At 71.2% G+C, this 22741-nt stretch carries 18 protein-coding genes; 4 read left to right on the forward strand and 14 right to left on the reverse strand.

Annotated elements, in window-relative coordinates; genetic code table 11:
* Window positions 1–4: 4 nt before the first annotated feature.
* From FRCN3DRAFT_RS0226155 to FRCN3DRAFT_RS0226170, 4 genes are all read right to left on the reverse strand, one after another.
* Entirely contained in the window at window positions 5–469 is a 465-nt protein-coding gene (locus FRCN3DRAFT_RS0226155) for a hypothetical protein (protein ID WP_007509568.1), read from the reverse strand.
* Window positions 466–2118 (reverse strand): long-chain-fatty-acid--CoA ligase, encoded by a 1653-nt coding sequence (locus FRCN3DRAFT_RS0226160; protein WP_007509566.1) that lies wholly within the window; start codon window positions 2116–2118, stop codon window positions 466–468. The genes FRCN3DRAFT_RS0226155 and FRCN3DRAFT_RS0226160 overlap by 4 nt, the downstream gene beginning before the upstream one ends.
* Before the next feature lie 69 nt (window positions 2119–2187).
* Window positions 2188–3021: a phosphopantetheine-binding protein gene (locus FRCN3DRAFT_RS0226165; protein WP_007509564.1), complete on the reverse strand. Its 834-nt coding sequence runs from the start codon at window positions 3019–3021 to the stop codon at window positions 2188–2190.
* A 125-nt stretch (window positions 3022–3146) separates the two neighbouring features.
* Window positions 3147–3644, reverse strand: coding sequence for a hypothetical protein (locus FRCN3DRAFT_RS0226170; RefSeq protein WP_007509562.1), 498 nt, complete (start codon window positions 3642–3644; stop codon window positions 3147–3149).
* A gap of 167 nt (window positions 3645–3811) precedes the next feature.
* Here FRCN3DRAFT_RS0226170 and FRCN3DRAFT_RS55370 point away from each other — a divergent pair, with 167 nt between their 5' ends.
* Window positions 3812–4111: a hypothetical protein gene (locus FRCN3DRAFT_RS55370; protein WP_131803365.1), complete on the forward strand. Its 300-nt coding sequence runs from the start codon at window positions 3812–3814 to the stop codon at window positions 4109–4111.
* Window positions 4112–4119: 8 nt separating this feature from the next.
* Here the strand turns inward: FRCN3DRAFT_RS55370 and FRCN3DRAFT_RS0226180 are convergent, their stop codons facing one another.
* Entirely contained in the window at window positions 4120–5919 is a 1800-nt protein-coding gene (locus tag FRCN3DRAFT_RS0226180; RefSeq protein ID WP_027140954.1) for a sensor histidine kinase, read from the reverse strand.
* 179 nt (window positions 5920–6098) lie between these two features.
* Entirely contained in the window at window positions 6099–8051 is a 1953-nt protein-coding gene (locus tag FRCN3DRAFT_RS0226185) for a histidine kinase (protein ID WP_007509556.1), read from the reverse strand.
* 233 nt (window positions 8052–8284) lie between these two features.
* Between FRCN3DRAFT_RS0226185 and FRCN3DRAFT_RS0226190 the strand changes: the two genes are divergently transcribed.
* On the forward strand, window positions 8285–8995 hold the full coding sequence (locus FRCN3DRAFT_RS0226190) for a LuxR C-terminal-related transcriptional regulator (RefSeq protein WP_035925227.1): 711 nt from the start codon (window positions 8285–8287) through the stop codon (window positions 8993–8995).
* 514 nt (window positions 8996–9509) lie between these two features.
* On the opposite strand, the gene FRCN3DRAFT_RS0226195 is transcribed toward FRCN3DRAFT_RS0226190, so the two are convergent.
* The 7 genes from FRCN3DRAFT_RS0226195 to FRCN3DRAFT_RS46370 all read right to left on the reverse strand — a co-directional run bounded on the left by FRCN3DRAFT_RS0226195 (window position 9510) and on the right by FRCN3DRAFT_RS46370 (window position 18179).
* Window positions 9510–10253: a class II aldolase/adducin family protein gene (locus FRCN3DRAFT_RS0226195; RefSeq protein ID WP_007509552.1), complete on the reverse strand. Its 744-nt coding sequence runs from the start codon at window positions 10251–10253 to the stop codon at window positions 9510–9512.
* A gap of 38 nt (window positions 10254–10291) precedes the next feature.
* Entirely contained in the window at window positions 10292–11515 is a 1224-nt protein-coding gene (locus tag FRCN3DRAFT_RS0226200) for an amidohydrolase family protein (RefSeq protein WP_007509550.1), read from the reverse strand.
* 90 nt (window positions 11516–11605) lie between these two features.
* On the reverse strand, window positions 11606–12817 hold the full coding sequence (locus FRCN3DRAFT_RS0226205; RefSeq protein WP_007509548.1) for a thiolase family protein: 1212 nt from the start codon (window positions 12815–12817) through the stop codon (window positions 11606–11608).
* Window positions 12818–12819: 2 nt separating this feature from the next.
* Window positions 12820–13569: a PadR family transcriptional regulator gene (locus tag FRCN3DRAFT_RS46365; RefSeq protein WP_007509546.1), complete on the reverse strand. Its 750-nt coding sequence runs from the start codon at window positions 13567–13569 to the stop codon at window positions 12820–12822.
* Entirely contained in the window at window positions 13566–16280 is a 2715-nt protein-coding gene (locus tag FRCN3DRAFT_RS0226215) for a CaiB/BaiF CoA transferase family protein (RefSeq protein WP_007509544.1), read from the reverse strand. Before FRCN3DRAFT_RS0226215 ends, FRCN3DRAFT_RS46365 begins: the two co-directional genes overlap by 4 nt.
* 11 nt (window positions 16281–16291) lie before the next feature.
* On the reverse strand, window positions 16292–17641 hold the full coding sequence (locus tag FRCN3DRAFT_RS0226220) for an amidohydrolase family protein (RefSeq protein WP_007509542.1): 1350 nt from the start codon (window positions 17639–17641) through the stop codon (window positions 16292–16294).
* A gap of 16 nt (window positions 17642–17657) precedes the next feature.
* Window positions 17658–18179 (reverse strand): Zn-ribbon domain-containing OB-fold protein, encoded by a 522-nt coding sequence (locus FRCN3DRAFT_RS46370; RefSeq protein WP_007509540.1) that lies wholly within the window; start codon window positions 18177–18179, stop codon window positions 17658–17660.
* Between the two features lie 439 nt (window positions 18180–18618).
* Here FRCN3DRAFT_RS46370 and FRCN3DRAFT_RS0226230 point away from each other — a divergent pair, with 439 nt between their 5' ends.
* The gene (locus FRCN3DRAFT_RS0226230; protein ID WP_007509538.1) at window positions 18619–20034 is read left to right on the forward strand and encodes an ABC transporter substrate-binding protein; all 1416 of its coding nucleotides are present in this window, start codon (window positions 18619–18621) and stop codon (window positions 20032–20034) included.
* Here FRCN3DRAFT_RS0226230 and FRCN3DRAFT_RS0226235 read toward each other — a convergent pair.
* Window positions 20021–20734 (reverse strand): nitroreductase family protein, encoded by a 714-nt coding sequence (locus FRCN3DRAFT_RS0226235; RefSeq protein ID WP_007509537.1) that lies wholly within the window; start codon window positions 20732–20734, stop codon window positions 20021–20023. The two genes, FRCN3DRAFT_RS0226230 and FRCN3DRAFT_RS0226235, sit on opposite strands and share 14 nt — an antisense overlap.
* Window positions 20735–21053: 319 nt before the next feature.
* On the opposite strand from FRCN3DRAFT_RS0226235, the gene FRCN3DRAFT_RS0226240 reads away from it, so the two are divergent.
* Window positions 21054–22409 carry an ABC transporter substrate-binding protein gene (locus tag FRCN3DRAFT_RS0226240; RefSeq protein WP_007509535.1) on the forward strand — a complete coding sequence of 452 codons (1356 nt, stop codon included), beginning with the start codon at window positions 21054–21056 and terminating at the stop codon, window positions 22407–22409.
* Window positions 22410–22741 lie beyond the last annotated feature (332 nt).

A 22741-nucleotide genomic window follows, 5' to 3' on the forward strand; every position in this document is an offset into this window, starting at 1 on the left:
GGCCTTACGCCTGGTAGGTGTAACGGATCGTCGGCGGCTGGCCGACGAACGAGACGATCGAGGTCAGCCGGGCCTCGGGGGTGAAACGGACGATCTCGAGGCCGCCGAGGACGGCCTGGCCAGCGCGGTCGCGTAGCGCCCACTCGTAGCGGGCGGCGTCGTGGTGGGCATCGACGCCGGAGGTGCGGACCGGCAGGTAGCCGGGGTAGGTGGCGGTCAGCTCGGAGATCAGCGCGGCGAGGGCCTGGACGCCGACGCAGCTCTTGACCGGGTTGGCGTAGGCGACATCCTCGGCGCAGGCCTCGGCGAGCAGGGCGACCCGGCGGTCGGTGTCACGGGCGGTCCAGGCCTCATGGACTCGGCCGGCGGCGGCGGCGACGGCTTGGGCCGTCTGCTGGGTGATGTCGGCACCGAGAGCGGGGGCCTCCTGGCGGGTGACGGTTCCACCACTCGCTGTTTTCCCGGTCACTGTTGTTCTCCCCACAGCCGCGCGGCTTCGGCGCGCCGCAGCTTCCCGGACGGTGTCTTCGGGACCGATCCCGGTGACAGCGCGTGGACAGCGGCCGGCCGGACGCCAACGGCGGCGAGCACGGCCGCGGTGACCTGCTCCCGAACGACGGCCTCGTCGTGGCCGGGCCGGAGCTCGAACACAACCGTGACGCTGTCGGTTCCCGAGCCGTGACGGCGGGTCGCGAAGGCGACGACGTTGCCCGGGCGGACACCTGGCACGGGTACGGCGGCCTGTTCGATTTCCTCGGGGTGGATGTTCCGCCCGCCACTGATGATCAGGTCCTTGGCACGTCCGCAGACGACCAGCTCGCCGCCGGCGAGGTAGCCCAGGTCCCCGGTCGCCAGCCAGCCGTCTCCGCCATGTCTGACCTGATGGCCCTCTTCGGCATCCTCGTCGTCGAGGTATCCGGCAACGGATGGACCCCAGACGTGGACCTCGCCGACGACCCGCTGCGGGCAGTCCGCGCTCGTGTCCGGGTCGACGATCCGGATCCGGGTGCCGGGGACGGGCCGTCCGAGGCGCACGAACCGGCGGGCCCGGCCGCCGTCGGCGACGGGAACCGCGTGTCCCTTGTTGGCGAGCGCGTCGGGGTCGATCTCATCCACGCGCAGACCCTGGTACGGGCCCGGCATGGCGACGGCAAGGGTCGCCTCGGCCAGGCCGTAGGCAGGCAGGAAAGCCTCCCGCCGGAAACCATGCCGCGCGGCGGCATCCAGGAAGCCCTCGATCGCCGCCGGCTCGATCGGTTCGCCGCCACAAAGCGCCACCTTGACCGACGACAGGTCCAGCGTCGGCCCAACGGTCAGCAGCCTGCCAGCCAAGGCGTAGGCCGACGCCGGGCCCATCAGCACCGTCGCCTGGTAGCGGGCCGCGTTACGCATCCACGACGACGGCGCCGCCAGATAGTCCGTCGGCGAACCGACCAGCACATCGCAGTGCCCGCAGGTCAGCTGGACCGCCAACGCACCGATCAGGCCCATGTCGTGGGAAAGCGGCAGCCAGGTCAGCAGCCTGCCGTGCACCTCGTCGTGGCGGATCCGTTCCCGGATCGCCGCGATGTTCGCCGCGAGGTTCCCATGACTGACCCTGACGATCTTCGGCGCGGAGGTCGTGCCGCTGGTGAACTGGAGGATCGCCGAGTCCTCGTCGGACAGGTCCGGTGTCTTCCACACACCGACTTCCTCCGCGGCCAGCACATCGGACAACATCTCGACTCGGGCACCGCCCTCGGCTACCACGCCGGCCAGCGCCTGATAGGGAGGGCCCAGGAGGACGAGCGGGTCACCCAGTGCCGCGATCCGGTCGCGGGTCTGCTCGAAATAGGTCGCCATGTCCGTCGACCGTGCCGGCGTCGGCAGGCACGTCACGCTCGCTCCGGCCATCCACGTCGCGACCAGCGCGGAGACCACCGCAGGCGACGGCAACGCCACGACCGCGACCCGGCCGCCCGGTCCGACGCCACGGGCGTTCTGCAGCCAGGCCGCTACCCGCTCCGCCTTCTCGAAGAATTCCGACCAGCCGACGTCGATGTCTGCATCCGGCCCGAGAAACACCACTCGGCCCGGCCCGTACCTTGCCTTGGCGATTCCGTCCAACAGACCAACCACAGGCTTACCTCACCCCTTCTGACAGGAGAGCCGCGACAGGACGGCGCGCCAGCGAGACGACCTGGAGGTCTAGCGGGTGAACTCGTCGGTGGCTGCCGGTTCCTCGCCGGGTCGGTAGGCGGCGAGGGTCAGACGGTCCCAGCGGCGGCCTTGGTAGTAGTCGTGGTCGCGTAGCCGAGCCTCGATGTGTAGCGCCCGGCCCGCCGCGCTGGCGAACTGGGTGAAGTTGAACTCCGGCAGTTCCAGGTAGAGCTTGCGAAGTGGCCAGACGTCGAACAGGTAGTTGATGAACAGCCGGACCGGCTCGGCGGCGAGGCCCGTGCCCAGATACTGGCCGGCCATCACGGCGCCGACGTAGGCGTGACCGAGGTTGAGGTCCGGGTTGTAGCAGATCACGTGCCCGGCCGGCTGGCTCGTCTCGATCGACTCGACCAGAAACTGCGCGAGCATGCCCTGCCAGAGTTCCTGCTCGAACTGCTGGTACGCCGGCACCGACCCGCGATAACGCCAGCGGAACCCGATATCCGGGCTGACCGACAGGCTGTAGAGAAACGGCGTCGCCTGCGGCAGTACCGGCGTCAACCGAAAGTACTTTCCTTCCAGGCGGACAGGCGACACATCATTGTCCGTCGCACCAAGATCCGCTACTGCCGCGGGCAGCGAACCGGTGACGGCCTTGGAACGATCGAGATAGTGATCGTAAAGCTCGCCGACCGTGGTGGACGAAAGCCACTCCCGCTCGCCCAGATCCACCCCGAGCTCGGCGATTCCCCCGGCCAGTTCCAGCAGTCCGAACGAGTCCAGTCCCAGGTCGGCATCCAGCCTCGATCCACCGGTCAACCTGGCCCGCGGCACCCCAGTCCGTCTACTGACCAGATCCTCGAAGTCGTCCTTGGTAAGCATCGGTCCTCCGATACGGAAACTGGGCCCGCGAGGGCCGGGGGCAGCACTGTCCCCGGCCCTCGACCTCAGGATCGTCGGGCGCGTCGACTACCAGTCGCGCCGGTCACGCACAGTTAAGGATGTTACTAGTGCAGGCCGCAGTAAATGGAGGCCACCGGGGAGACCGCGCCTCGGGTTATGGACCCAGAAGTCGCGATCACCGAAGTTTGGAAGTTCCAGGGACCGACGTCCAACCCGGAGCAGTCATAGTTCTGGAACTCGTACCAGGAAAGATGATTGAGGGCTCCCGCGTGGCCGGTGTAGCTGCCCGATGAGAAGTCCACCCAGTCGCCGTTCACCGCCTGCTTCTTAACGACGATCGTCGCGCTGAAGGAGATCTCACCCAGTGAGGCACAGACTACCCCAGCATACCCGTGGACGTGGAAGGTGCCCGCTGGTTCTTCGACAGGCTTGAATGACTTGAGATTGCAGGTATCCCTGAAAGCCACCTCGGTGGCCGGCGTGTTTGCCGGCGGCGGCCCCGATTCCGCCCAGGCTGGGCTGATCATGGCGGTGGAGCCGACGGCCAGCGCCACCGGCCCGGCGGCGCCGATCGTAATGCGTCGCAGCGTCTGTCCTCGCATGACACCTCAGTTCCTCAAGGATGTGATGGCCGTGAAGGATGTGACGGACGTGCTGGATCTAGGTGTACTTCAGGAATTGGTAGATGGCCGCGGTCGCTCTGTCGCCCGTGTTGCAGTACACGGTCGAGGGGTTGGGAATGCCAGTCCACGGCCCGTAGCGCAGGTAGGTGGTCGTGGTACTCCCCAACCTGCAGGTCACCCTGACCCGATGGTTCCCGGTGCCCGTCTTGCAGATCGATGTGCCGTACCCGGTCGAGCCGCTGGTACCGATCCGGGCAGTGCAGTTCTGTGGGATCGCCTGCGCGGGTGCGGCCAGGGTCAACGAGACGATGGCGAGCATGATGAATCCGAACATGACAACCGCGATCTTCTTAAATTCCCGCAATTTACCTCGTCTCCGTCGGGGGCGCCTTAATACCCAGGATGACGATGCAAAGATACAGGAAATGAACATCTCGGACTATTAGGGGAAACCCTAGATCATGGCCGCGCCGACCGAGTTCAGCGGCAGGGAGATGATGAGGCTGGTTCCACTCCCCGCCGCGCTACGCAGGGATAGCGAGCCACCGGCGGCCGTCACCCGCTCCTGAAGGCCGGCGAGTCCCCCGCCAGGGGGGATGTGAGCGCCGCCGCGGCCGTCGTCGGCGACCTCCCCGACCAGGCGACCTGTCGTCACGTGGACCCGCACCCGCACGGCGTCGGTCGCGGCGTGTTTGGCGGCGTTGGTCAGGCCTTCAAGCAGTGCGAAGTACATCAGCCGCTCGGTGGCGGGCGCGAGCGTCGGTTCGTCAGCGTCCATCCGCGGCCGAAGGCCCAGCCGGGTTCCCACGGCCAGCACCGCCGCCCGCAGGCCGACCTCACTGAGTTCGACCGGATGCAGACCGCGGGCGACGTCCCGGGCCTCGTCCCCGACCGCGCGGATACCGTCGCGGATGTCGGCGACCAGGCGCCCAGCCGCCGGAGCGGACGATGATTCGGCCAACCGGACCGCCAGCGCGTCAAGGTCGGCGAGTCGGCTGGCCAGGCCGGTGGCAAGGTCTCGTTCGAGCCGGCGACGCTCGTCGGCTTCGGCGTCGGCCACCCGCTGGTTGGCCTGTGCCGTCTGCGCCAGTCTCGCCTGCAACCCGCTCTGCAATGCGATGTTGCGCAGCCAGGGGGTACTGGTCGTCAGGATAGAAAGGACGGCGACCTCGTGGCCGCGCAGGCGTTGGTCGCAGTCGATCAGCGCGACCGGCTCTGGACCGGATACGGGGACTGCGACTCGCCAGCGCCCGCCGGATGGCGTTCGCGCGCCGATGGTCGCGATCGACCTGGGCTTGTGACGGTGGCTGGATGCGGCACCGAGGCCGGTCGCTGGTGTTCGGGAACCGAGGACGACCTTGTCGGGAGCGGGCTCGCCGTCGACGTCGACGTACCGGTTCTCGTCCGTGAGCCAGAGGTAGACATCGAGCGACGGGTCGCGCAGGACGGCACGCAGCGTCGTCCTCGTGGTGGTCGCCGTCGGTGGGTGGGTCTGCCGCAGCAACCGTTGTGCCCGCGACGGGAGTGCGAGGCGCAGGTAGGCCGTGGCGACGAGCAGCGCGGCCGGTCCGACGGCCAGTGCCCCGCCTTGCAGCGCGAAGCCATGCGGCAGCCCGTCCAGCTGGGATGGGCGGATGGGATCCGTGACGACCAGTGCGGTACCGAATCCGGCGAGACCGGTCGCGAGCAGTACCGGAACGAACACGACTCGGTCGAGACCGTGAACGTGATCCAGGCGTCGACGGAGCGCCAGCATAGTGATCACGATGCAGAGCAGGACGCATCCTCCGGCGACGGCTACCAGCAGCGGGTGGAACAGCCGGAGCGAGATCAGCGCCGGTCTCGGCCAGTAGGTGTCAGGGTCGAAACCGTTCCACTCGGGGCGCGAGGTCACCACGATCAGGATGTGGCCGCCAACGAGAGCCGGCCCGCTGGCGGTGACGACCGCCGTGTCGAGCCGGCCGAGTATCCGCCCGTCGGGATAGGTCAGCACCAGCCAGGCCTGGAAGAACCAGCACAACGGCTGGATCAGGAACCCGGCCAGCGGAGCGGGTCCGGCGTCCCAGCTCATCAGCCACGACAGGGACCAGCAGACACCTGTGGCCAGGAGCAGGAAGCCCAGCACACGGGACCGGGCGGACAGACAGCGGGCTGAGAGGACGAGTGCCGCCATGTTCAGGGCGTTCACGACGGCGAGCGCCGGATGATCGGACCAGAACGGCCAACCCGCCAGGAGGCCAAGCACGGCGGCCACGGCGGCCACCGCCCCGCCGAACCGGTGTCGCTGGCCGGCTGGCGGCGCGACGGGATCCGACGGTCGCGCCCCCGCTGGCCATCCCTCTCGAACGGCCCGTCGTGCCTGCGCCTGCGCCTGCGCCCGCGCCGCCTCCGCCGGTGTCGCGGGTGGGGCCGCGGTCGCCCAATGCGCCTGCCTCACGCGCACGGAACACGCACCTGGACGCCGACGCCGCGCCGAGGTCGGGCGAAGCGCGTCACGCTGCCGCCGAGCGCGCGAATGCGGTCGGCCGCCACCCCCAGCTCACCCTCGTGGAAACCATTCGGACGCTCGCGGCTGGCGGGACGGTCCATCGCGGCGGGAGCCGCCCACACGATGTCGCCCACGAGCTCGGTGCCGGCGACCCGGACGTCGATGCGCACGTACCCCGGTGGCCTGAGACCGAGGTCGTCGAAGCCGGCTCGGTCCAGATCGGGCTCGTCCTGTGGGGCCCGCAGGGCGAGATCGTCCAGTACCGCGGTCAGGGCCAGGTACATGGCGAGCTCGACGCCCGGGCGGTACCGCCGGTCACTGATGCGAAACACCACCGGGAGGGCCATTGAACCGGCAGCCTGCTCGAGCGCGACGCGCAACCCGTCCCGGCCCAGTTCGACGGGGTGTAGCCCCTGGCCGATGGCACGCAACCAGCCGGTCGCCGCACGTAGCCGGTGACGCATCTCCCGCAGGATGTCCGCGTCCGCGGGATCGGTGACCATGCCCTCGAGAACACTGGTCGTCATGGTCAGAGCGATCAGCCGTTGCTGGAGCCCATCGTGGAGCTCCCGCTCGATCCGGGCCCGCTCCCGCGCCGCCGCGTCCGCGGTCCGCCGCCTCGCGTCCGCCAGGCGGGTGAGCTCCGTCTGGAGAGCGGACTGCAGCTGTGCATTCTCCAGCGCGAGCATGATCGTCGAGATCGCGGCGTCGACCAGCACGCCGTGGCGACGGAGCGCTGGATCCACGCTGATCGTCGCGACGATCCCGTCCTGCGGGGAACGGACGTCGACGAGCCAGCGGACTTCGTCCCGTTTCGGCTCCGGCCTCTGGTGGGACCCGCTGGGCGGCTCGGACGGCCGAGCCGCGCTGTTCTGGTGCCAGCCCGCCTCGTCGGGTGCGCCCCGGCGGCTGGCGGCCCGACCCGCGACGAGCTGACCGGTGACTGGGTCGAGCCGCTCGTGCCGCGGGTCCCAGTAGTGGATCTCCAGGGTGTCGTCGCGCAGCACCGTCCGCAGGCCGGCCCGGACGGCGGCGACCGTCGGCGTTCGCACCAGCTCTCCGAGGCGGTCCGCGGCGCTCGCCGCGGTGTAGTGCCGGTGGATCGTCACACTGACCAGGGCCAGCGGGGCGACGCTGGACGCGGCGCCCTGCACTGCCAGTGTGTCGAGGGTGTCGGCCAGGCTCACGTACGTGGCCTGGTATCCGCGCGTAATCATGGCGGCCATGGCGGCCATGGCGGCCGGACCCGCCGACAGCAGCACCGGACCGGCGAGGCGTCGTTCGAGTCCTCTCATCGCACGGAAGCTACGTACGGTGAGCACGACGAACATCGTTATGAGCGTGACGTCGCACGCGGCGACAACCTGGTACACCCGCTCGAACGCTTCCCGGTCGGCCAGTAGCGCCGGCCAGATGGCGGCGGGAGAGAACCCGTTCCAGCTTGGACGCGACGTCACCGTGATCGCGATCTGACCACCAAAGAGGTCCGCCGCCAGCAGAGCGACGAAAATCCGATCCCATCGTGAAGGGAGCCGATCGGTGGGGTAGGTCAGCACGCCCCAGAGGAAAGTGAGCCAGTAAAGGCACCAGGCGAACGTCGCGAGCACCGGCAGAGCACCGACGTTCCAGGCCATGAGCCAGGACAGCGCCAATGACAGCCCCGCCGTGGTGAAAAGCAGACCGTGACGCCGCGTGGTGGCGCTGGTCAGGGCCACCACGCCGGCCACCGATATGGACGTACCGACGGTGACGTTCACGGCCGCCATCAGCGGACGGGCCGACCAATAGGGCCAGCTGGCTTCGGTTGTCACCGCGACGGTAAGCACGGCGGTGGCGAGCACGGTGCCGGCTAGCCGGAGCCGACGCGACCGCATCTCCACGCCGGCCCCAGCTCGCATGATTCAGATCTACCGTTTGGCCGGCGTTCTGACCACTTTTGTCGGGTTCGCGCTTGTCGCGGCGGCGTTCCCCGCGGGCGATCTGGTCCGAGGGCCCGGATCGCCGCGTGTGCCGGATCCGGATGCGAGACTGGACCGCGCGACGGCCCTGGGCGGCGACGGCCGCGACCGCCCGCACCGCTCAGCCCGTCCCACACGTCGAAAGCGAGAAACCACCTGTGCCTCCGAAGCCGATGCGGGTGGCGATCGCCGAGGACAGTGGTGTCATCCGGGAGGCACTCGGTCTGCTCCTGACCAGCATCGGTGTCGACGTCACCGGCTCTACTGCCACCGGTGAGGAACTGCTGGCCGCCGCCCTGACGGACCCGCCCGACGTGGCGATCGTGGACATGCGCATGCCGCCGACACGCACCAACGAAGGCGTCGTCACCGCGCTCGCGCTGAAGGCGTCCCAGCCGCGAATGGGGGTGCTCGTCGTAACAGCGCACGACGACGATCCCTTTACTTCGGGCCTGTTCGCGAATGGAGCCGCCGGTCTCGGATACATGCGAAAGGACAACATCGCCGACCGGACCGCGCTGCAGCAGGTGCTCCTCCGACTGGCGAACGGCGAAGCCGTGATCGACGCCGGCGTCACGACACGAGCACTGCACCGTACCCGCGATATCGATCGAACCCATACGCTGTCCGACCGTGAACGCCTCATCCTCGACCTGATGGCGCAGGGCCGTTCCAATGCCGGCATTGCCAAGCAGACGCACGTCAGCCTGAAGACCGTCGAGGCTCACATCGCGAAAATCTTCCTGAAGCTGGGCCTGCGTTCCGGAGATGCCGACAACCGCCGGGTGCTGGCGGTACTGACCTGGTTGCAGGCGGCCGCTGGCCCACCGGCGGGGCCGCTCACGACCGGCTCGGTCGCCGGGGAGGCCCGCCTACCGCCGTGAGGGAGGCTCGGCTACCGCCGCGAGCAGGGTGGGCACGGAGGTGCGTCGACGTCCTCCAGCGCCGGGACACTCACGTCCACGATGACGATCCCGGCCTTCTCGCGCCCCCATGCTTCCCCGTGGGCACCATCGTCGGGGTCGCCGCCGCGCTCACCGACGTCAGACCCAGCGTGATTACGATCCGTCGTCAATCATGCACGGCTCAACCGGCCTCTGATGGCCGATCGCGAGGACCCTGGACTAGTCCCCTGGGGTCCTGACCGCCACCCGCGAGGTGCGGCCTCCCCCCAGAAAGCTGATCCGTGGTAGATGAGTCAGCCCATAGACGCGGCTATCCGACACACTCACCCACTGCCTTGGTCGATCGTGTCAGCTCAGCCGGTCCATGGGCACCGTCATCTGCCACAGAACACGGTGGAGGAGTGTTCGGTTGGACGGGTGGCCCGCCTTGTCAGCCGTCTGCCGCGCGGCTTCCGGTCCGGTCCGGTCCCGCCCGCTTTCAGCGGCGCGAGGGTCAGTGAGTATCGAGGAGCGTCGGGTCGGCGCGGAGCTCGGCGCGGACGGCGGACTCCCAGAAGCCGATGAAGCCGTTGCCGTCAGAGTTCTTCATGTGGTTCAGGAAGCCGGTCGGTAGCACCGGCGCCGGGGCGGCGCCGAGGGCACGGACGTGCCAGGCACGCTGGCAGCGCTGTTCGAGCGCGACGGCGCGCTGGAACAGCGCCCGTGCCGAGGTGCCGAGGACGAAGACGCCGTGGCCGGCGAGCAGCGCGAGGTGGCCGCCGTGCAGGGCGTCGACCGCGCCGCGGGCGGTGGCGAGATCGTTGACGGGGCCCTCGTACTCGTTCACCAGCACCAGGTCGCCACCGCCGCCGAGCGCGGAGCTCTGGTCGTAGATCGGTGGGATCTCGCCCAGGTCCGCCCAGACCGTGCCGTACAGCGGGTGGTTGTGGACGGCCCAGGTGACGTCGGTGCGGGCGGCGTGCAGGGCGAGGTGCAGCGGGATGCCGAGCGGGACCGGCCAGTCGCCCTCGAGCAGCTTGCCGTCCAGGTCGATCCGGATGATCTGCTCGGGGCGCAGCTCGTCCCAGCGGACCAGCCACGGGTTGCACAGCAGGGTGCCGTCGGGCTGTAACGCGGTGATGTGGCCGGCCAGGTGGTCGTTGTAGCCCTCCCGCCACAGGGCGCGGGCGAGCAGGACGATCTCCTCGCGGGTGGTGAGCTCCGGCATCAGCTTCTCGGCCGTCGGGATGAACGTCACGGGTTTGCCCTCCAGGCGGTCCAGGGGGATCAGGGGGTTCAGCCGGCCGGCAGGACGGTCGGCGGGAGGGGGTGGCGGAACAGGGCCGCGGCGTTCTCGCTGCACATCGCCCGGATCTCGGCGGGCGGGATGTGGCCCCAGGCGTCGGCGAGGACCTGCTGGGTGTCAGGCCAGGTGCCGTCACCGTGCGGGTAGTCGGTCTCGACCATGATGTTCTCGACGCCGATGTGGTGGCGGGTGTCGATCGTCGACGGGTCGTCGATGGTGCAGAACCAGAAGTTGCGGCGCAGCACCTCGGCGGGGCGAAGGTCCCAGCCGAGGCCGTAGCCGGACCGGTCGACGATGTTGTCGAGCCGGTCGAGCAGCATCGCGACCCAGCCGATCCCGCCCTCGCTCATCGCGATCTTCAGGGTCGGGAACCGGGCCGGGTACTCCGACCACAGCCACTCGGCGCAGGCGGTGAGCGACGCCTGGCCGAACAGCGTCGAGCCGAGCTGCAGGCCGGGCGCACCCGGCGGCTTCTCGGACAGGCCGGCGCTGCCGACGTGCAGGGTGACGACGGTGTCGGTCTCGACGCAGGCCTGGATGATCGGGTCCCAGTGGTCGCGGTCCCACAGCGACGGCAGGCCGATGACGTGTGGGCGTTCCGGGAAGGTGACGGCGGTGAACCCGCGGGCGGAGTTCCGCCGGATCTCGGCGACGGCCAGTGCCGGGTCGGACAGGTGGGTGATGCCCATCGGGACGACCCGCTCGGGGTACGCCTGGAACCACTCCTCGTACAGCCAGTCGTTCCAGGCCCGCACGCAGGCGAGGCCCAGCTCCTGGTCGCGGGCGCCGAAGAACACCCGGCCGCAGAACCCGGTGATCTGCGAGGGGAAGTTCACCGACGCCCAGACCCCGCTCACGTCCATGTCCCGCACCCGGGCGTCGATGTCGTAGCAGCCGGGACGCATGTGCTCGAACCGGAACGGCTCGAGCTTCACCGAGTCGGGCCGCCGGCCGGCCACGGCGTTCATGCCGACCTGGGTGAACGTCTGTTCCTCGAACCGCCACACCTGGTGACCGCGTTCCGTCTCGACGATCCGCGGCGCCGCGTCGGCGAACCGGGCCGGGACCCGCCCGGCGAACAGGTGCGGCGGTTCCACGACGTGGTCGTCGACCGAGATGATCGTGTAGCGGACCTCGCGGGGCTCAGGCTCGGGCAGGAACAGGCTCGGGTCGAGGGCGGCCTCGCTGACGGTGGGGACGGGGGTGGTGGCCACGGCTGCCTCCGGGCGGGTGCGTAGGGGTCGGGCTGCCGGTCAAGGCCGAGGGACGCACGATGGTGGCGGAGCCTCGCGTCCGGGGGCCCTTCAGGGATACGGGCGGGCGCGGCCGAGCAGGACGAGGTGGAGGAACAGTGCGCCGGCTCCGCCGGCCGTGCACAGGGCGACGTGGGCGTCGGGAACCTGCAGGTCGGGGCCGCAGTCGCCGCGCAGCTGCTCGGCGCCGCGGATGACGCGTTGCAACATCTGGACGGACGAGCCGGCGTGGCTGAACGACATCGTGCCGCCGTCGGTGGTGACCGGGTGGCTGCCGGTGACGGCGATGTGGCCGTCCTCGACGAACGGGCCGCCCTCCCCCGGCCCGCAGAAGCCGAACGCCTCCAGCTGACGGATGATCTCGAACGAGAACGGGTCGTAGAGCTCCAGCACGTCGACGTCGTCGCGGCGCAGCCCGGCGGTCGCGAGTGCCCGTTCGAACGCGCGCCGCCCGACCTGGCCGTTGACCGGCACGTCCGCGCCACCCGCCCCGGACGCGGCGACTCGGCCGGCGCGGCGGGCGTGGCCGGTGTGGTCCCAGGCCGGCGGGAAGCGATAGCTGGGCCCGTAGTGGTCGGCGCCGCCGGCGAGGACGTGCACGGGTGGGCGGGGCAGGTCGGCCGCGCGCTCGGCGGTGGTGAGCAGCAGGGCGCAGCCGCCCTCGGAGGTCGTCGAGCAGTCGAGCAGGTGGAACGGGTCGGCGACCATCCGGGAGGCGAGCACGTCGGCGGCGCTGAAGGGGCCGCGGCCCGCGTAGACCGCGGCGGGGTTCGCGTGGCCGTTGTTGCGGATGGTCGCCGCGACCGTGGCGAGCTGCTCCGGCGTGGTGCCGTAGGTGGTCATGTGCCGGCGGGCGATGAGGGCGAACTCGGCGGCGGTGAACATGCCCCAGGGGATGACGAACTCGTTCTCCGGGCGGGTCCATGGGGCGGTGGAGGCACGCTCGGTGTAGGTACCGGCGGCGGCGGAGGCGACCAGGACCGTGTCCGCCTCGCCGGAGGCGATCGCCGCGGCCGCCTCGAGCACCGCGGCGACGCCGTGCTGGGCGCCCTGCCAGGCGGGGCCGAGGCCGAGGTCGTAGACGAACCCGCCGGACATGCCGGGGGTGGACAGGCCGTCGACGTCGGCGAGGCCCAGCCCGGCGTCGGCGAGGACACCGGCGACCGCGTCGACCAGCAGGGCCGTCGACGTCTGGTCCGGCAGCCGCCGGGCCTGCGCGGTGTTGTGGATGCCGACGATCGCGGCGGATCTCGGGCGGGCCACGCTCAGCTCCTCTCCCCCGGCGACCCGGTGCCGTCCGCCCCGGCACCGCGCTCGCGCCCGCGCGCGTCGTCAGGGTGTTCGTCGTCAGGGTGTTCGTAGTCGTGCAGCGGGGGCGGGCCGGCGAACGGCGGCCGCGGGGTGGTGGGCAGGTCGGCGAGCTCGTCGCGCAGCTGGGCGACGTTCGCCAGCTCCGCGTACATCCGGCGCAGCACGTAGTCGCCGACGGCGCGGGAGTAGCGCAGCTCGGGCCGGCTGTCCAACCGCACCTCCTGGGCACGGCGCCGGCCCCAGCGCAGCTCGTCGACGGCCGCCCGGGTCTGCTCCACGTAGCGGTCGAGGATCTCCACGACCCGCTCCGGCTCGGTCTCGGCGCCCAGCCACACCCGCAGCAGCACCGGATGCTTGATGACCACCGGCTCCTCGTCGGCCGTCTGGTGCAGCCAGTCGCGCAGCACCGTCCGGCCGGCCGGGGTGATCTCGTGCACGAGGGTGCGCCGGATCCGGCGGCCGGGCGCCGGGCTCGCGGTGACGAGGCCGAGCGCCTCCAGCCGCGCCAGTTCCTTGCGGATGTGGCTGATCGCCGGCGCCCAGTAGAAGAAGCGCAGGCTGAAGTCGGCCCTGGTCTTGAGCTCCACCGGCGACAGCGGCACGTCGGCGACCGCCAGCATCCCCAGCACGGCGTACGCGGTCGTCGGCAGGCCGTCCGCCGCACCGGCTCCCGCACCGGTGGTCGGTGATGGTGGACCGGTCATGCGCCGGCCGGCCGGTCGCCGAGGACGCGGCGGGCGCGCAGGCCGTCGAGCTCGGCCGGGGTCAGGCCGAGCAGGCCGCCGTACACCTCGTCGTCGTGCTGACCGAAGACGGGCGCCGGGCGGCGCAGCAGCGGCCCGGGGTGGCTGGCGAGGCGGAACGCGACGCCCGGCATCGGGTGCTCGCCGACCACCGGGTGGGCCAGCCTCTCGAAGAAGCCTCGGGCCGCGAGCTGCGGGTTGGCCAGCAGGTCGGCGGCCGGGATGACCGGCGCGGCCGGGACGCCACCGGCGGCGAGGGCGGCGAGCGCCGTGGCCCGGTCGGGCGCCGCCGCCGTCCAGGCGGCGATCGCCTCGTCGACCCGGTCGTGCGCGGCGGTGACCCGGCGGCCGGCCAGGGTCGCGAGGCCCGCGTCCGCGGCGAGGTCGGGGCGGCCGAGCACAGCGCACAGGTCCCGCCACTGCACGTCGTCGGTGATGGCGAGCGCGAGCCAGACGTCGGGGCCTGCCGGGTCGCGGGCACAGCGGTAGACACCCTGCGGCGCCGCCAGCGGGCCGAGCGGGCCGCGGTTGCCGTCACGGCGCAGCGACGCCCCGCTCTCGGTGTACTCGACGGTCAGCTCGGCCGCGACGTTGAGCACCGACTCGATCATCGTCGCCTCGACCAGCGCGCCGGAGCCGTCGCCGTCCGGGCGGTCCCGGGCGGCCAGCGCCACCAGGGTGGCGAACGCGGCGTGCAGGCCGGCGATCGGGTCGCAGGCGCCGCGCGGGATCACCGGCGGGCCGTCGGCGGTGCCGGTCAGCCAGGCCATGCCGCTGGCCTGCTCCATCGTCTGGGCGAAGCCGGTGCGGTCGCGCCACGGGCCGTCCAGCCCGAAGGCCGGCATGCGGGTGAGCACGGCCGACGGGTTCGCGGCGTGCACCGCCTCCCAGTCGAGGCCGAGGTTGGGCAGCACCCGGGGGGTGAAGTTCTCGATGACGACGTCGCAGGCGCCGACGAGCCGGCGGGCCAGGCCGAGCCCCTCCGCGGTGGAAAGCTCGAGGCTGACCGCCCGCTTGTTGGCGTTCGTGGCGAGGAACATCGTTCCCCATTCCCACCAGCTCGGCTCGGTCGGTGGCTTGCCGCCCGCGAACCGCATGCCGTCGGGGCGGGACACCCCCTCGACCTTGACGACGTCGGCGCCCAGCGAGCCGAGCAGCATCGTCGCCGACGGCCCGGCCCAGAAGGCGGTCAGGTCGAGGACCCTCAGCCCGTCCAGCGGCAGCGGCCGGACCGCCGGGCGGGCGGTCCTGGCCAGGCCGTCGTCGTCGGTGGCGGCGGCGGCATCGGCGGCCGCGGTGGCGGGCCAGCGCGCGGTGGCGGTGTGCTCGCCGAGGGCGGGGGCCGGGGCGAGCGGCCGGCCGCGGAAGTCGCCGACGCGGTAGGGGGTGCGGGGCTGGTGGAAGCCGCCGCGGGGGTTGGGGACGAACACGCCGCGGGCCGTGAACTGGTCGATCGTCGTCACCGTCTCCGGGGTGCCGACGGGGGTGGCCGGGATGCGCAGGGCGGCGGCGAGCTCGACGACCTCCTCGGTGGTGTGCCGGGTGGTCCAGGCGTGCACGGCGGCCTGGAACTCGGCCCTCCGGGCATGCCGGCGCGGCAGCAGGGCCAGGTCGCGGTCGCCGAGCAGGTCGGGCCGTTCGATGAGGACCAGGAAGTCCTGGAACTGCTGCGCGGTGATGGTGCAGAAACCGACCAGGCCGTCCTTCGTCGGCTCGATCGACGGCGTCTCGGGGATGCGGCCGGGTGAGCCCGGGGTGCCGCCGGGCCTGGTGCCGCCCATGATGGTCGGCCCGACGACGGACAGCCCGCCCATCATGATCGCCATGCATTCGAGCATCGAGACGTCGACGAGGTCACCGACGCCGTCGCGCCGGGAACCGCGCAGCGCGGCGAGCCCGACGACGGCGGCGTAGACGCCGGACGCCCACTCGCCGATCCGCCCGCCGGCCTGCAGCGGGGCGGCGTCCGGCTCGCCCCGGCCGGCGGTGGATCCGCAGAGCGCCTGCAGGAGGAACTCGGTGACCGCCCCTCGGTTCGGCGCCACCGCGCTGGCCGGGAAGCCCGGTCGCCAGCCGTCGTCCGCCCAGGGCCCGGTAAGGCCGAACGGGCTGATCGACAGGATCACGGCGCGCGGGTTGTCGGCGTGCAGGCGCCGGACGGCCGCCGGGCCCGCATCGGCATCGGCGTCAGCGGCGGCTCCCGCTCCAGCCCCCGCGCCCGCGAAGATCCCGTTGCCCGCGAGGGCGCCGTCCACGGTCGCCCCGTCGCCACCGTGATTACCGCTACCGGGAGTTCCGCCGCCGGCGAGGGCGCCGCCGACGATGACGAGGTCGGCGGCGGCGGCCAGGGCGCGAACCCGCGAGCTGTCCGGGTCGGCCGCGACGGACCGCTTGGAGGTGTTGAGGAACCGGAACAGCGCGCCGTCCCCGTCGGGGCGGGAGCCCGAGGCGGACCAGGCGCGCATCGGGTCGCCGGAGCCGGGCGGCTCCACCTTCACGACGTCGGCGCCGGCGTCGGCGAACAGCTTCCCGCAGTATGGCCCGGCGATCTGCGTCGCCAGTTCCAGGACGCGGACGCCGGCGAGCGGCCCGAGAGCCGACGGCCCCGACGCGCCGGCGGATGCCCCGGCGGCCGGGTCGGCCGATGGGTCGGCGGATGCGGCATGTGACACCTTGACCGCCCCTAGGCCCGCGGGGCGCCGGGAACCGCCGGCGCGGCCGGCGCGGCGGGCGCGGCCGGCGCGGCGGGGAACGACGGCGCGGTGCGGGTGGTGAGGCGCTTCCAGGACTGGAGGTCACGCTCGCTGGCGAGGCGGCCGACCCGGGTGACGACGTCGACGTCGGTCGCCTCGGCGCGCAGCGCGCCGGCGGTGGCGCGCTCGCGCGGGCGGGTCGCGAACGGGTCGAACTGGAAGTGCCGCAGGGCGTTCTCGTGGGTGATCCGGTTGATGGTGTCGTCGGGCAGGTGGCCGAGGTTGGCGATGACGTCCTCGGGGGCGTTCGGCCAGTTGGAGTCGGAGTGCGGGAAGTCGGACTCCCAGCAGACGTTGTCGACGTCGAACCAGTCGAGCAGCCGCGGGCCGACCGTGTCGCTGATGAAGCAGGTCAGGATGTGCTTGCGGAAGATGTCCGACGGCCCGTCGATCCCGGCGGGGAAGGACGGCCGGGTCCAGGCGGAGTGGCGGCGCTGGACGTGCTCGCTGCGCCACAGGAAGTACGGGATCCAGCCGATGTCGCCCTCGGTCAGCGAGAACCGCAGGTCCGGGAAGTCGGCCCAGAACTCGGCCCAGATCAATTCGAGGAGCGAGTAGATCGAGGCGATCGACGAGCCGGACATGTTGACGCTGGCCGGGGCGTCGGAGGAGAACATCGGGGAGCGCGACGCCGAGCCGAGGTGCAGGCACAGCACGGTGCCGGCGTCGCTGGCGGCGCGGAACAGCGGGCTCCAGTAGCCGCTGTGGATGCTCGGCATCTTCAGCGCCTCGGGGTTCTCGGAGAACGTGACGGCGTGGCAGCCCTTGCCCGCCAGCCGCCGCAGCTCCCTGGCCGCCTCCTCGACGTCGAACAGGGGCAGGATGCCGCACGGAATGAACCGGTCGGGGTAGGCGCCGCACCACTCGTCGACGTGCCAGTCGTTGTACGCCTTGATCATGACGAGGTTGACGTCGCGGTCCGGGCCCTGGTTGAGCACCTGGCCGGAGAAGCCGGTCCAGTTCGGGAAGTTCAGCCCGGCGAGCTGCCCGCCGGCGTTCATGTCCCGGACCCGTTCGTGCACGTCGTAGCAGCCGGGCCGCATCTCGTCGTAGCGGCTGGCGTCGACGTTGAACATCTCCGGCGGCTTGCCGGCGACCGCGTTCAGGCCGAGGTTGCGGCCGCGCTGGGTGCCGTAGTACCACTGCTGGACGCCGTCGGGCTCGTCGACGACGCGCGGGGCTAAGTCCCTGTACTTCGCCGGGACGTGCGCGTCGAACATGCCGGCCGGCTCGGCGATGTGGTCGTCGACGCTGACCAGGATCAGGTCTTCTGGCTTCATGCGGCTGGTCTCCCGTTCAGGCTCGGCCGGCGGGTTCGAAGTAGGGCAGTGTCGTCGCCGCCGGCTGGCCGGCCGCCTCCACGGTGACGGCGGGGGCCGCGGGTATGGCTGGGGCCGCGGGTACGACGGAGTGGAACGCGACGCGCAGCCGCAGCTCCGGGCGGATCTCGGCGATCGTCAGGCCGACCAGGCAGGTCATCAGCTGGTAGCCCTCGTCCAGGGTCACGATGGCCGGCGCGTACGGGGTGCGGAACGCGGGGCTCACCGGGCGGTGCACGACCGTCCAGCTGTAGAGGGTGCCGAAGCCCGCGGACCGTTCCCAGCGCAGGTCGCGCGACAGGCAGGCCCGGCAGGCCTCGGTCGGCGGGAAGCCGGGGGTGGCGCAGGCGGCACAGCGCTGGAACAGCAGCTCACCGCGGGCGCAGCCCGCCCAGAACGGCTCGGTGACCGGCGTCCGCGGCGCGAACGGCACCCCGTCGACCTGCGGGCGAAGAAGGGTGTCCGCGTCGCCGCCGACGACGACGCCCCGGCCATTCACGACCACCTCACTCGGACTAATAGTCCGAGATAGAGGCCGGATGCCCGCCACGATCTCATCACCCATGGTGAAATTCACCGCCCTTCCCCTGACGGATGGACCCCACCGGCCCGCCCGACCAACCCATCAGATGGGCAACTGAGACCCGCGGCGCCGACAGTGTGCCCGGCATCACCTGCTCCAGGTCAGGAAGATTAGCTCAATAGTCCGGCCGCGCACACCCCTGCCACGCCTCGACCACCCTCGTGGATCTTTGCCGGCCACGCGCGGGCGTCGATCCGCTCGCCAGAATGATCTCCGGGTCGCGGCGGGCGGGGACTTCTTGCCCGGTCAGGGTGACGGTGGTAGACGTACCGCTGAGCAGTGGTTCTCTGTACTGAACGATCGTTCGCCAGCCGCCGGGCAGGCGGCGACGGCGAGTGAGCGGCGAGGAGTCTGGATGAGCGAGCAGGTCTCAACCGGCCAGGACCAGCCTGGGCAGGAGAACGCCGGACGGTATGCCGAGCGCCTCTTCCCGGCGCCAGTGGATCACGGGATCGCCCAGCCGGACCGGGCCGTCTCGACGGTCGAGCGCGGGACGGACACCGTCGCCTACAACGACCCGGCGGGCCGCTGGTACGAGGGCGGCGGCCGGGTGGGCGAGAAGGCGGTCGAGTCGATCGTCGTGTATCCGCCGACGCGGGGCCTCGTCACCCAGGGGGATCCGTTCGAGCCGGTGAAGATCGGCATCCTGGTCGACATGGACCTCGGCCAGCTGCTGTCCGACTGGGTCGACTCCACGATTCTCGCGGTCGAGGACGCGCTGAACGAGGGCGTCTACGACCGGCCGGTCGAGATCCGCACCGTCGACGCGCGCGGGCTGCCCAGGGAGAACTACCTCAAGGTCCGCCGGGGATACCAGCAGCTCGTCGACGACGGCTGCGTCGTCGTGCTCGGCCCGATGATCTCCGACAACTCGCTGAACCTGCAGGACACCGCCAACCGCACCGGCGTCTCCTGCATCGGCTGGACCGGCAGCGTGAAGTTCGCCGGTGACTACTGCTTCACCGTCGCGAACGGCGACATCCCGACGGAGTCGGTGATGGGCGCGAACTGGTGCGCCCAGCAGGGTCACACCAAGGTCGGCTTCTTCTGGGAGAAGGGCTCGTCCGGCGACCACTACTCGGACTTCTTCCGGACGGCGGCGCAGCAGGTCGGCGTCGAGATCGTCAAGGAGGTCAGCCTGGGGCCGAATCCGAAGGGCCTCCAGCAGCACCTCGAGACGATGCGCGCCCAGGGTGCCGAGGCCATCGTCTACATGGGCTACGGCTACTCCACCTTCCATTTCGCCGCGGCGTTCAAGGCCCTCGACTGGGATCCGCCGCGGTTCATGGGCACGGCGTTCATGTTCTACTCGAACTCGAACGCCTGGGCGGAGGGCCTGGAGGGCTGGCACGGCGTCGACCAGCTCGGCGAGGACGGCGCGAACCCGAACTACGAGGCGATGGTCCGCCGGTTCGAGGCGCGGTTCGGCCGGGTCACCCGCAACGTCGTCGTGGCCCTCGGCTACGACACGGCGCGGGCCGCGATCCACGGCATCGCGAACGCGGCGATCCCCACGCCCGAGCAGGTCCGGCTCGGGCTGGAGAAGATCAAGTGGATGCCGTGCACCAACGGCGGCCCCGGCGCGTACATCACGTTCGCGCCCTACGACCACCGCGGCTACAAGGGTGACTTCCTGACGATCCGCGAGCTGCGCGGCGGTGAGCTGCACTTCCGCGGCTACTACCGTCCCCAGTGGCCCTCCAACACCACGTCCCCGCTGCTCGCCCCCCAGCCCAAGCCGATCGACGCCGGGGGTGTCACCCAGGGCTGATGCCGAAGCCGGCCGGCGCGGGGCCGGGGAAGGCCTCGCCGTCGAAGGTGTCGAGCCGGGCGAACTCCTCGACCGGGCGGCGGGTGAGCTTCGTGGCCCGCCGCTCGGGGTGGCCGAGGGCGACGACTGCCGCGATCGCGTGGTCCGGCGGGATGGCGAGCAGCTTGGCGGCCTCCGGCTCCCGGCGGACGAGGAACGTCGTCAGCACGCCGCCCAGGCCCTCGGCCCGGGCCGCGAGCAGGAGGTTCTGGGCGAACGGGTAGACCGAGGCGCCGCCGACGATGCTCTGCCGCTCCAGGTCCACGTCCATGACGGCGAGCGCCGTGAGCCGCGCACACAGGACCAGCAGCACCGGCACCTCGTCGAGGTTGTCGGCGAACGACGACGGCGCGGGGGTGGCCGCCGCCTCGGCGAGGTCGATCGCCGGCCCGTGCCAGCGGCCGTCCGGGCCCGGCGCGAACGGGCGCACCCCGGCCTGGACCTGCGCCCGGTACTCGCGCCAGCCGAGCACCACCAGGTCGCGGATGGCCCGGCGGATCCCCGGGTCGCGCAGGACGAGCACCGTCCACGGCTGGGTGTTGCCGCCGCTGGGCGCGAACCTGGCCTCGTCGAGCACCCGCGCGAGCACCTCGTCCGACACCGGCTCGTCGGTGAACTTACGCACGGCCCCCGACGTGCGCATCGCCTCGCGCAGCTCCATCCCGTCCGCCTCCCGCCCGTCCCGGCCGCGGCCTGTCCCGCGGCCCGGGCATGACGGTAGTCCTGGTGGATCGGCAGTCCTGGTGGATCGGCGGATGGGAGCGTCAACGCGGCGGGCCACCCATGGTAATCTTCGGCCAAATAAAGTATCCAATATTAAGTCTGCAATGCTTTGCCACCGCGCGGCCAGGCCGTCCAGGTGGCGCATGCCGCGGGGGCCCGCCTGTCCGGGCCGTGCGCGGCCAGCCGGTTCACGTATCCCGTTCACCTATCCCGCGCTCGCCGCTGGCGGGCGCGTCGGTCATACGAGGGAGTTCCCGATGCGAGCCCTGCGGCTCATGACCGTCCTCGCCGCCGCGACGGCCCTGACCACGGGCCTCGCCGCCTGCGGTGGCGACGGCGGTTCCACGACGACGAGCAGCGGCCCGACCGTCGCCGCCGGCGCCATCAAGGCCGTCCCGCCGTCCGACTGGAGTGACGGCGGCATCACGGTAGACGCGAGCTCGCTGAAGTGCGGCCAGACCGCCGCCGACCCAGCCCGCGGCGTCACCGACACCTCCATCAAGGTCGGCGGCCTCGCCTACCTGACCAGCCCCAGCGGCAGCACCATGGCCGGCACCGAGATCGGCGCCAAGGTCCGCTTCGACCGGGCCAACGACGCCGGCGGCATCAACGGCCGCAAGATCGACTACATCGGCACGCTCGACGACGGCAACGACTCGAGCCGCAACGCCAGCCAGGCCAAGGTCCTCGCCGACCAGGAGAAGGTCTTCGCCGTCGTCCCCGAGATGACCAGCTCCGCCAGCTACCTCGACACCTTCTGCTCCGAGGCCGTGCCGTTCTTCGGCTGGGGCTTCAACGGCGGCTACTGCGGCAACACGGTCGGCTTCGGCATCACCGGCTGCCTCACCAACCTGACCGTGAGCACGTCCTCGCTGTACGGCGTGATGATCCAGAACCTCTTCGACGGCGACGCCCAGGGCCGCACGGTCGCGCTCATCGGCAACGACGACGACTCGGCCCGCACCGGCCTGTCCGACATCAAACTCCAGGTCCAGTCCGTAGGCGCGAAGGTCGTCTACGCCGAGAACCCGATCCCCGACTCCGGCCTCACCGACGCCACCCCGATCGTCAGCAAGATCATGACGGCCGCCAGCGGCGCGCCCCCGCAGGTGGTCCTCTACGTCACCGACTTCACCTCGACCACCAAGCTGATCCAGGCACTGGGCGCGGCCGGCTTCCCCGGCAAGCACATCTCCGCCGTCGGCTACGACCCACGACTGGCCGCCGCCAACTTCGCCGGGCTGCAGAAGTCCTACGCCCTGCTGCAGTGGTCACCGACCGAGGACACCTCGTCGGCCGGCGTCCAGCAGCTCGTCGCCGACTTCAAGAAGTACGCCCCCGACGCCACGCTCAGCCTGCCCACCATGGCCGGCTACTGGGCCGCCGACATGTTCGTCGACGCCGCCACCAAGACCGGCAAGGACCTCACCGTCGACAGCTTCCTGAAGACCCTGAACAGCGACTACAGCTACTACGTCGACGGCGCGGTACCGCAGACCCGGTACCCCCTCAACCACGTCGTCAACGCGCCCTGCGGGTCGCTCGTGCAGCTGAACGGAACGAAGTACGACGTCACGAGCAAACTCGCCTGCGGCCAGGTCCTCAAGAAGTAACCGGTCCCTGAGAAGCGGTCAGCGAAGAGCCATCCAGTGCCGGCGGGCGGTCCACGGTCGCCCGCCGGCACCCGTTTCCCTGAGCATCCCCTCGACCGCCTGTCGATGGATCAGACAAGCGACCGTCCAGGGCCCGGACCGGTCTCGGGCTGCCGCGCGTGGCCAGTCCCATCGAGCTCCATGGGCGCGGCGGTCATCACGGGTGGGTCGGTCTGGTGATGGTCGGTCTGGTGATGGGGGCATCGGCTTGATCACGACGGTCCCGTTCAAGCCGCTTCCGCTCCAGTAGTGCTGCCACGCCGCCAACGTCACCGATAACGTGAACGCAACTG

Source organism: Pseudofrankia saprophytica, assembly GCF_000235425.2.
Lineage (GTDB): Bacteria > Actinomycetota > Actinomycetes > Frankiales > Frankiaceae > Pseudofrankia > Pseudofrankia saprophytica.

Coding starts and splice junctions, on each gene's coding strand:
- FRCN3DRAFT_RS0226230 (WP_007509538.1), top strand. CDS start 18,619: ATGAGCGAGCAGGTCTCAACCGGCCAGGACCAGCCTGGGCAGGAGAAC.
- FRCN3DRAFT_RS0226190 (WP_035925227.1), top strand. CDS start 8,285: ATGCGGGTGGCGATCGCCGAGGACAGTGGTGTCATCCGGGAGGCACTC.
- FRCN3DRAFT_RS0226240 (WP_007509535.1), top strand. CDS start 21,054: ATGCGAGCCCTGCGGCTCATGACCGTCCTCGCCGCCGCGACGGCCCTG.
- FRCN3DRAFT_RS0226220 (WP_007509542.1), bottom strand. CDS start 17,641: ATGAAGCCAGAAGACCTGATCCTGGTCAGCGTCGACGACCACATCGCC.
- FRCN3DRAFT_RS46365 (WP_007509546.1), bottom strand. CDS start 13,569: ATGACCGGTCCACCATCACCGACCACCGGTGCGGGAGCCGGTGCGGCG.
- FRCN3DRAFT_RS0226165 (WP_007509564.1), bottom strand. CDS start 3,021: ATGCTTACCAAGGACGACTTCGAGGATCTGGTCAGTAGACGGACTGGG.
- FRCN3DRAFT_RS0226170 (WP_007509562.1), bottom strand. CDS start 3,644: ATGCGAGGACAGACGCTGCGACGCATTACGATCGGCGCCGCCGGGCCG.
- FRCN3DRAFT_RS0226235 (WP_007509537.1), bottom strand. CDS start 20,734: ATGGAGCTGCGCGAGGCGATGCGCACGTCGGGGGCCGTGCGTAAGTTC.
- FRCN3DRAFT_RS0226185 (WP_007509556.1), bottom strand. CDS start 8,051: ATGCGAGCTGGGGCCGGCGTGGAGATGCGGTCGCGTCGGCTCCGGCTA.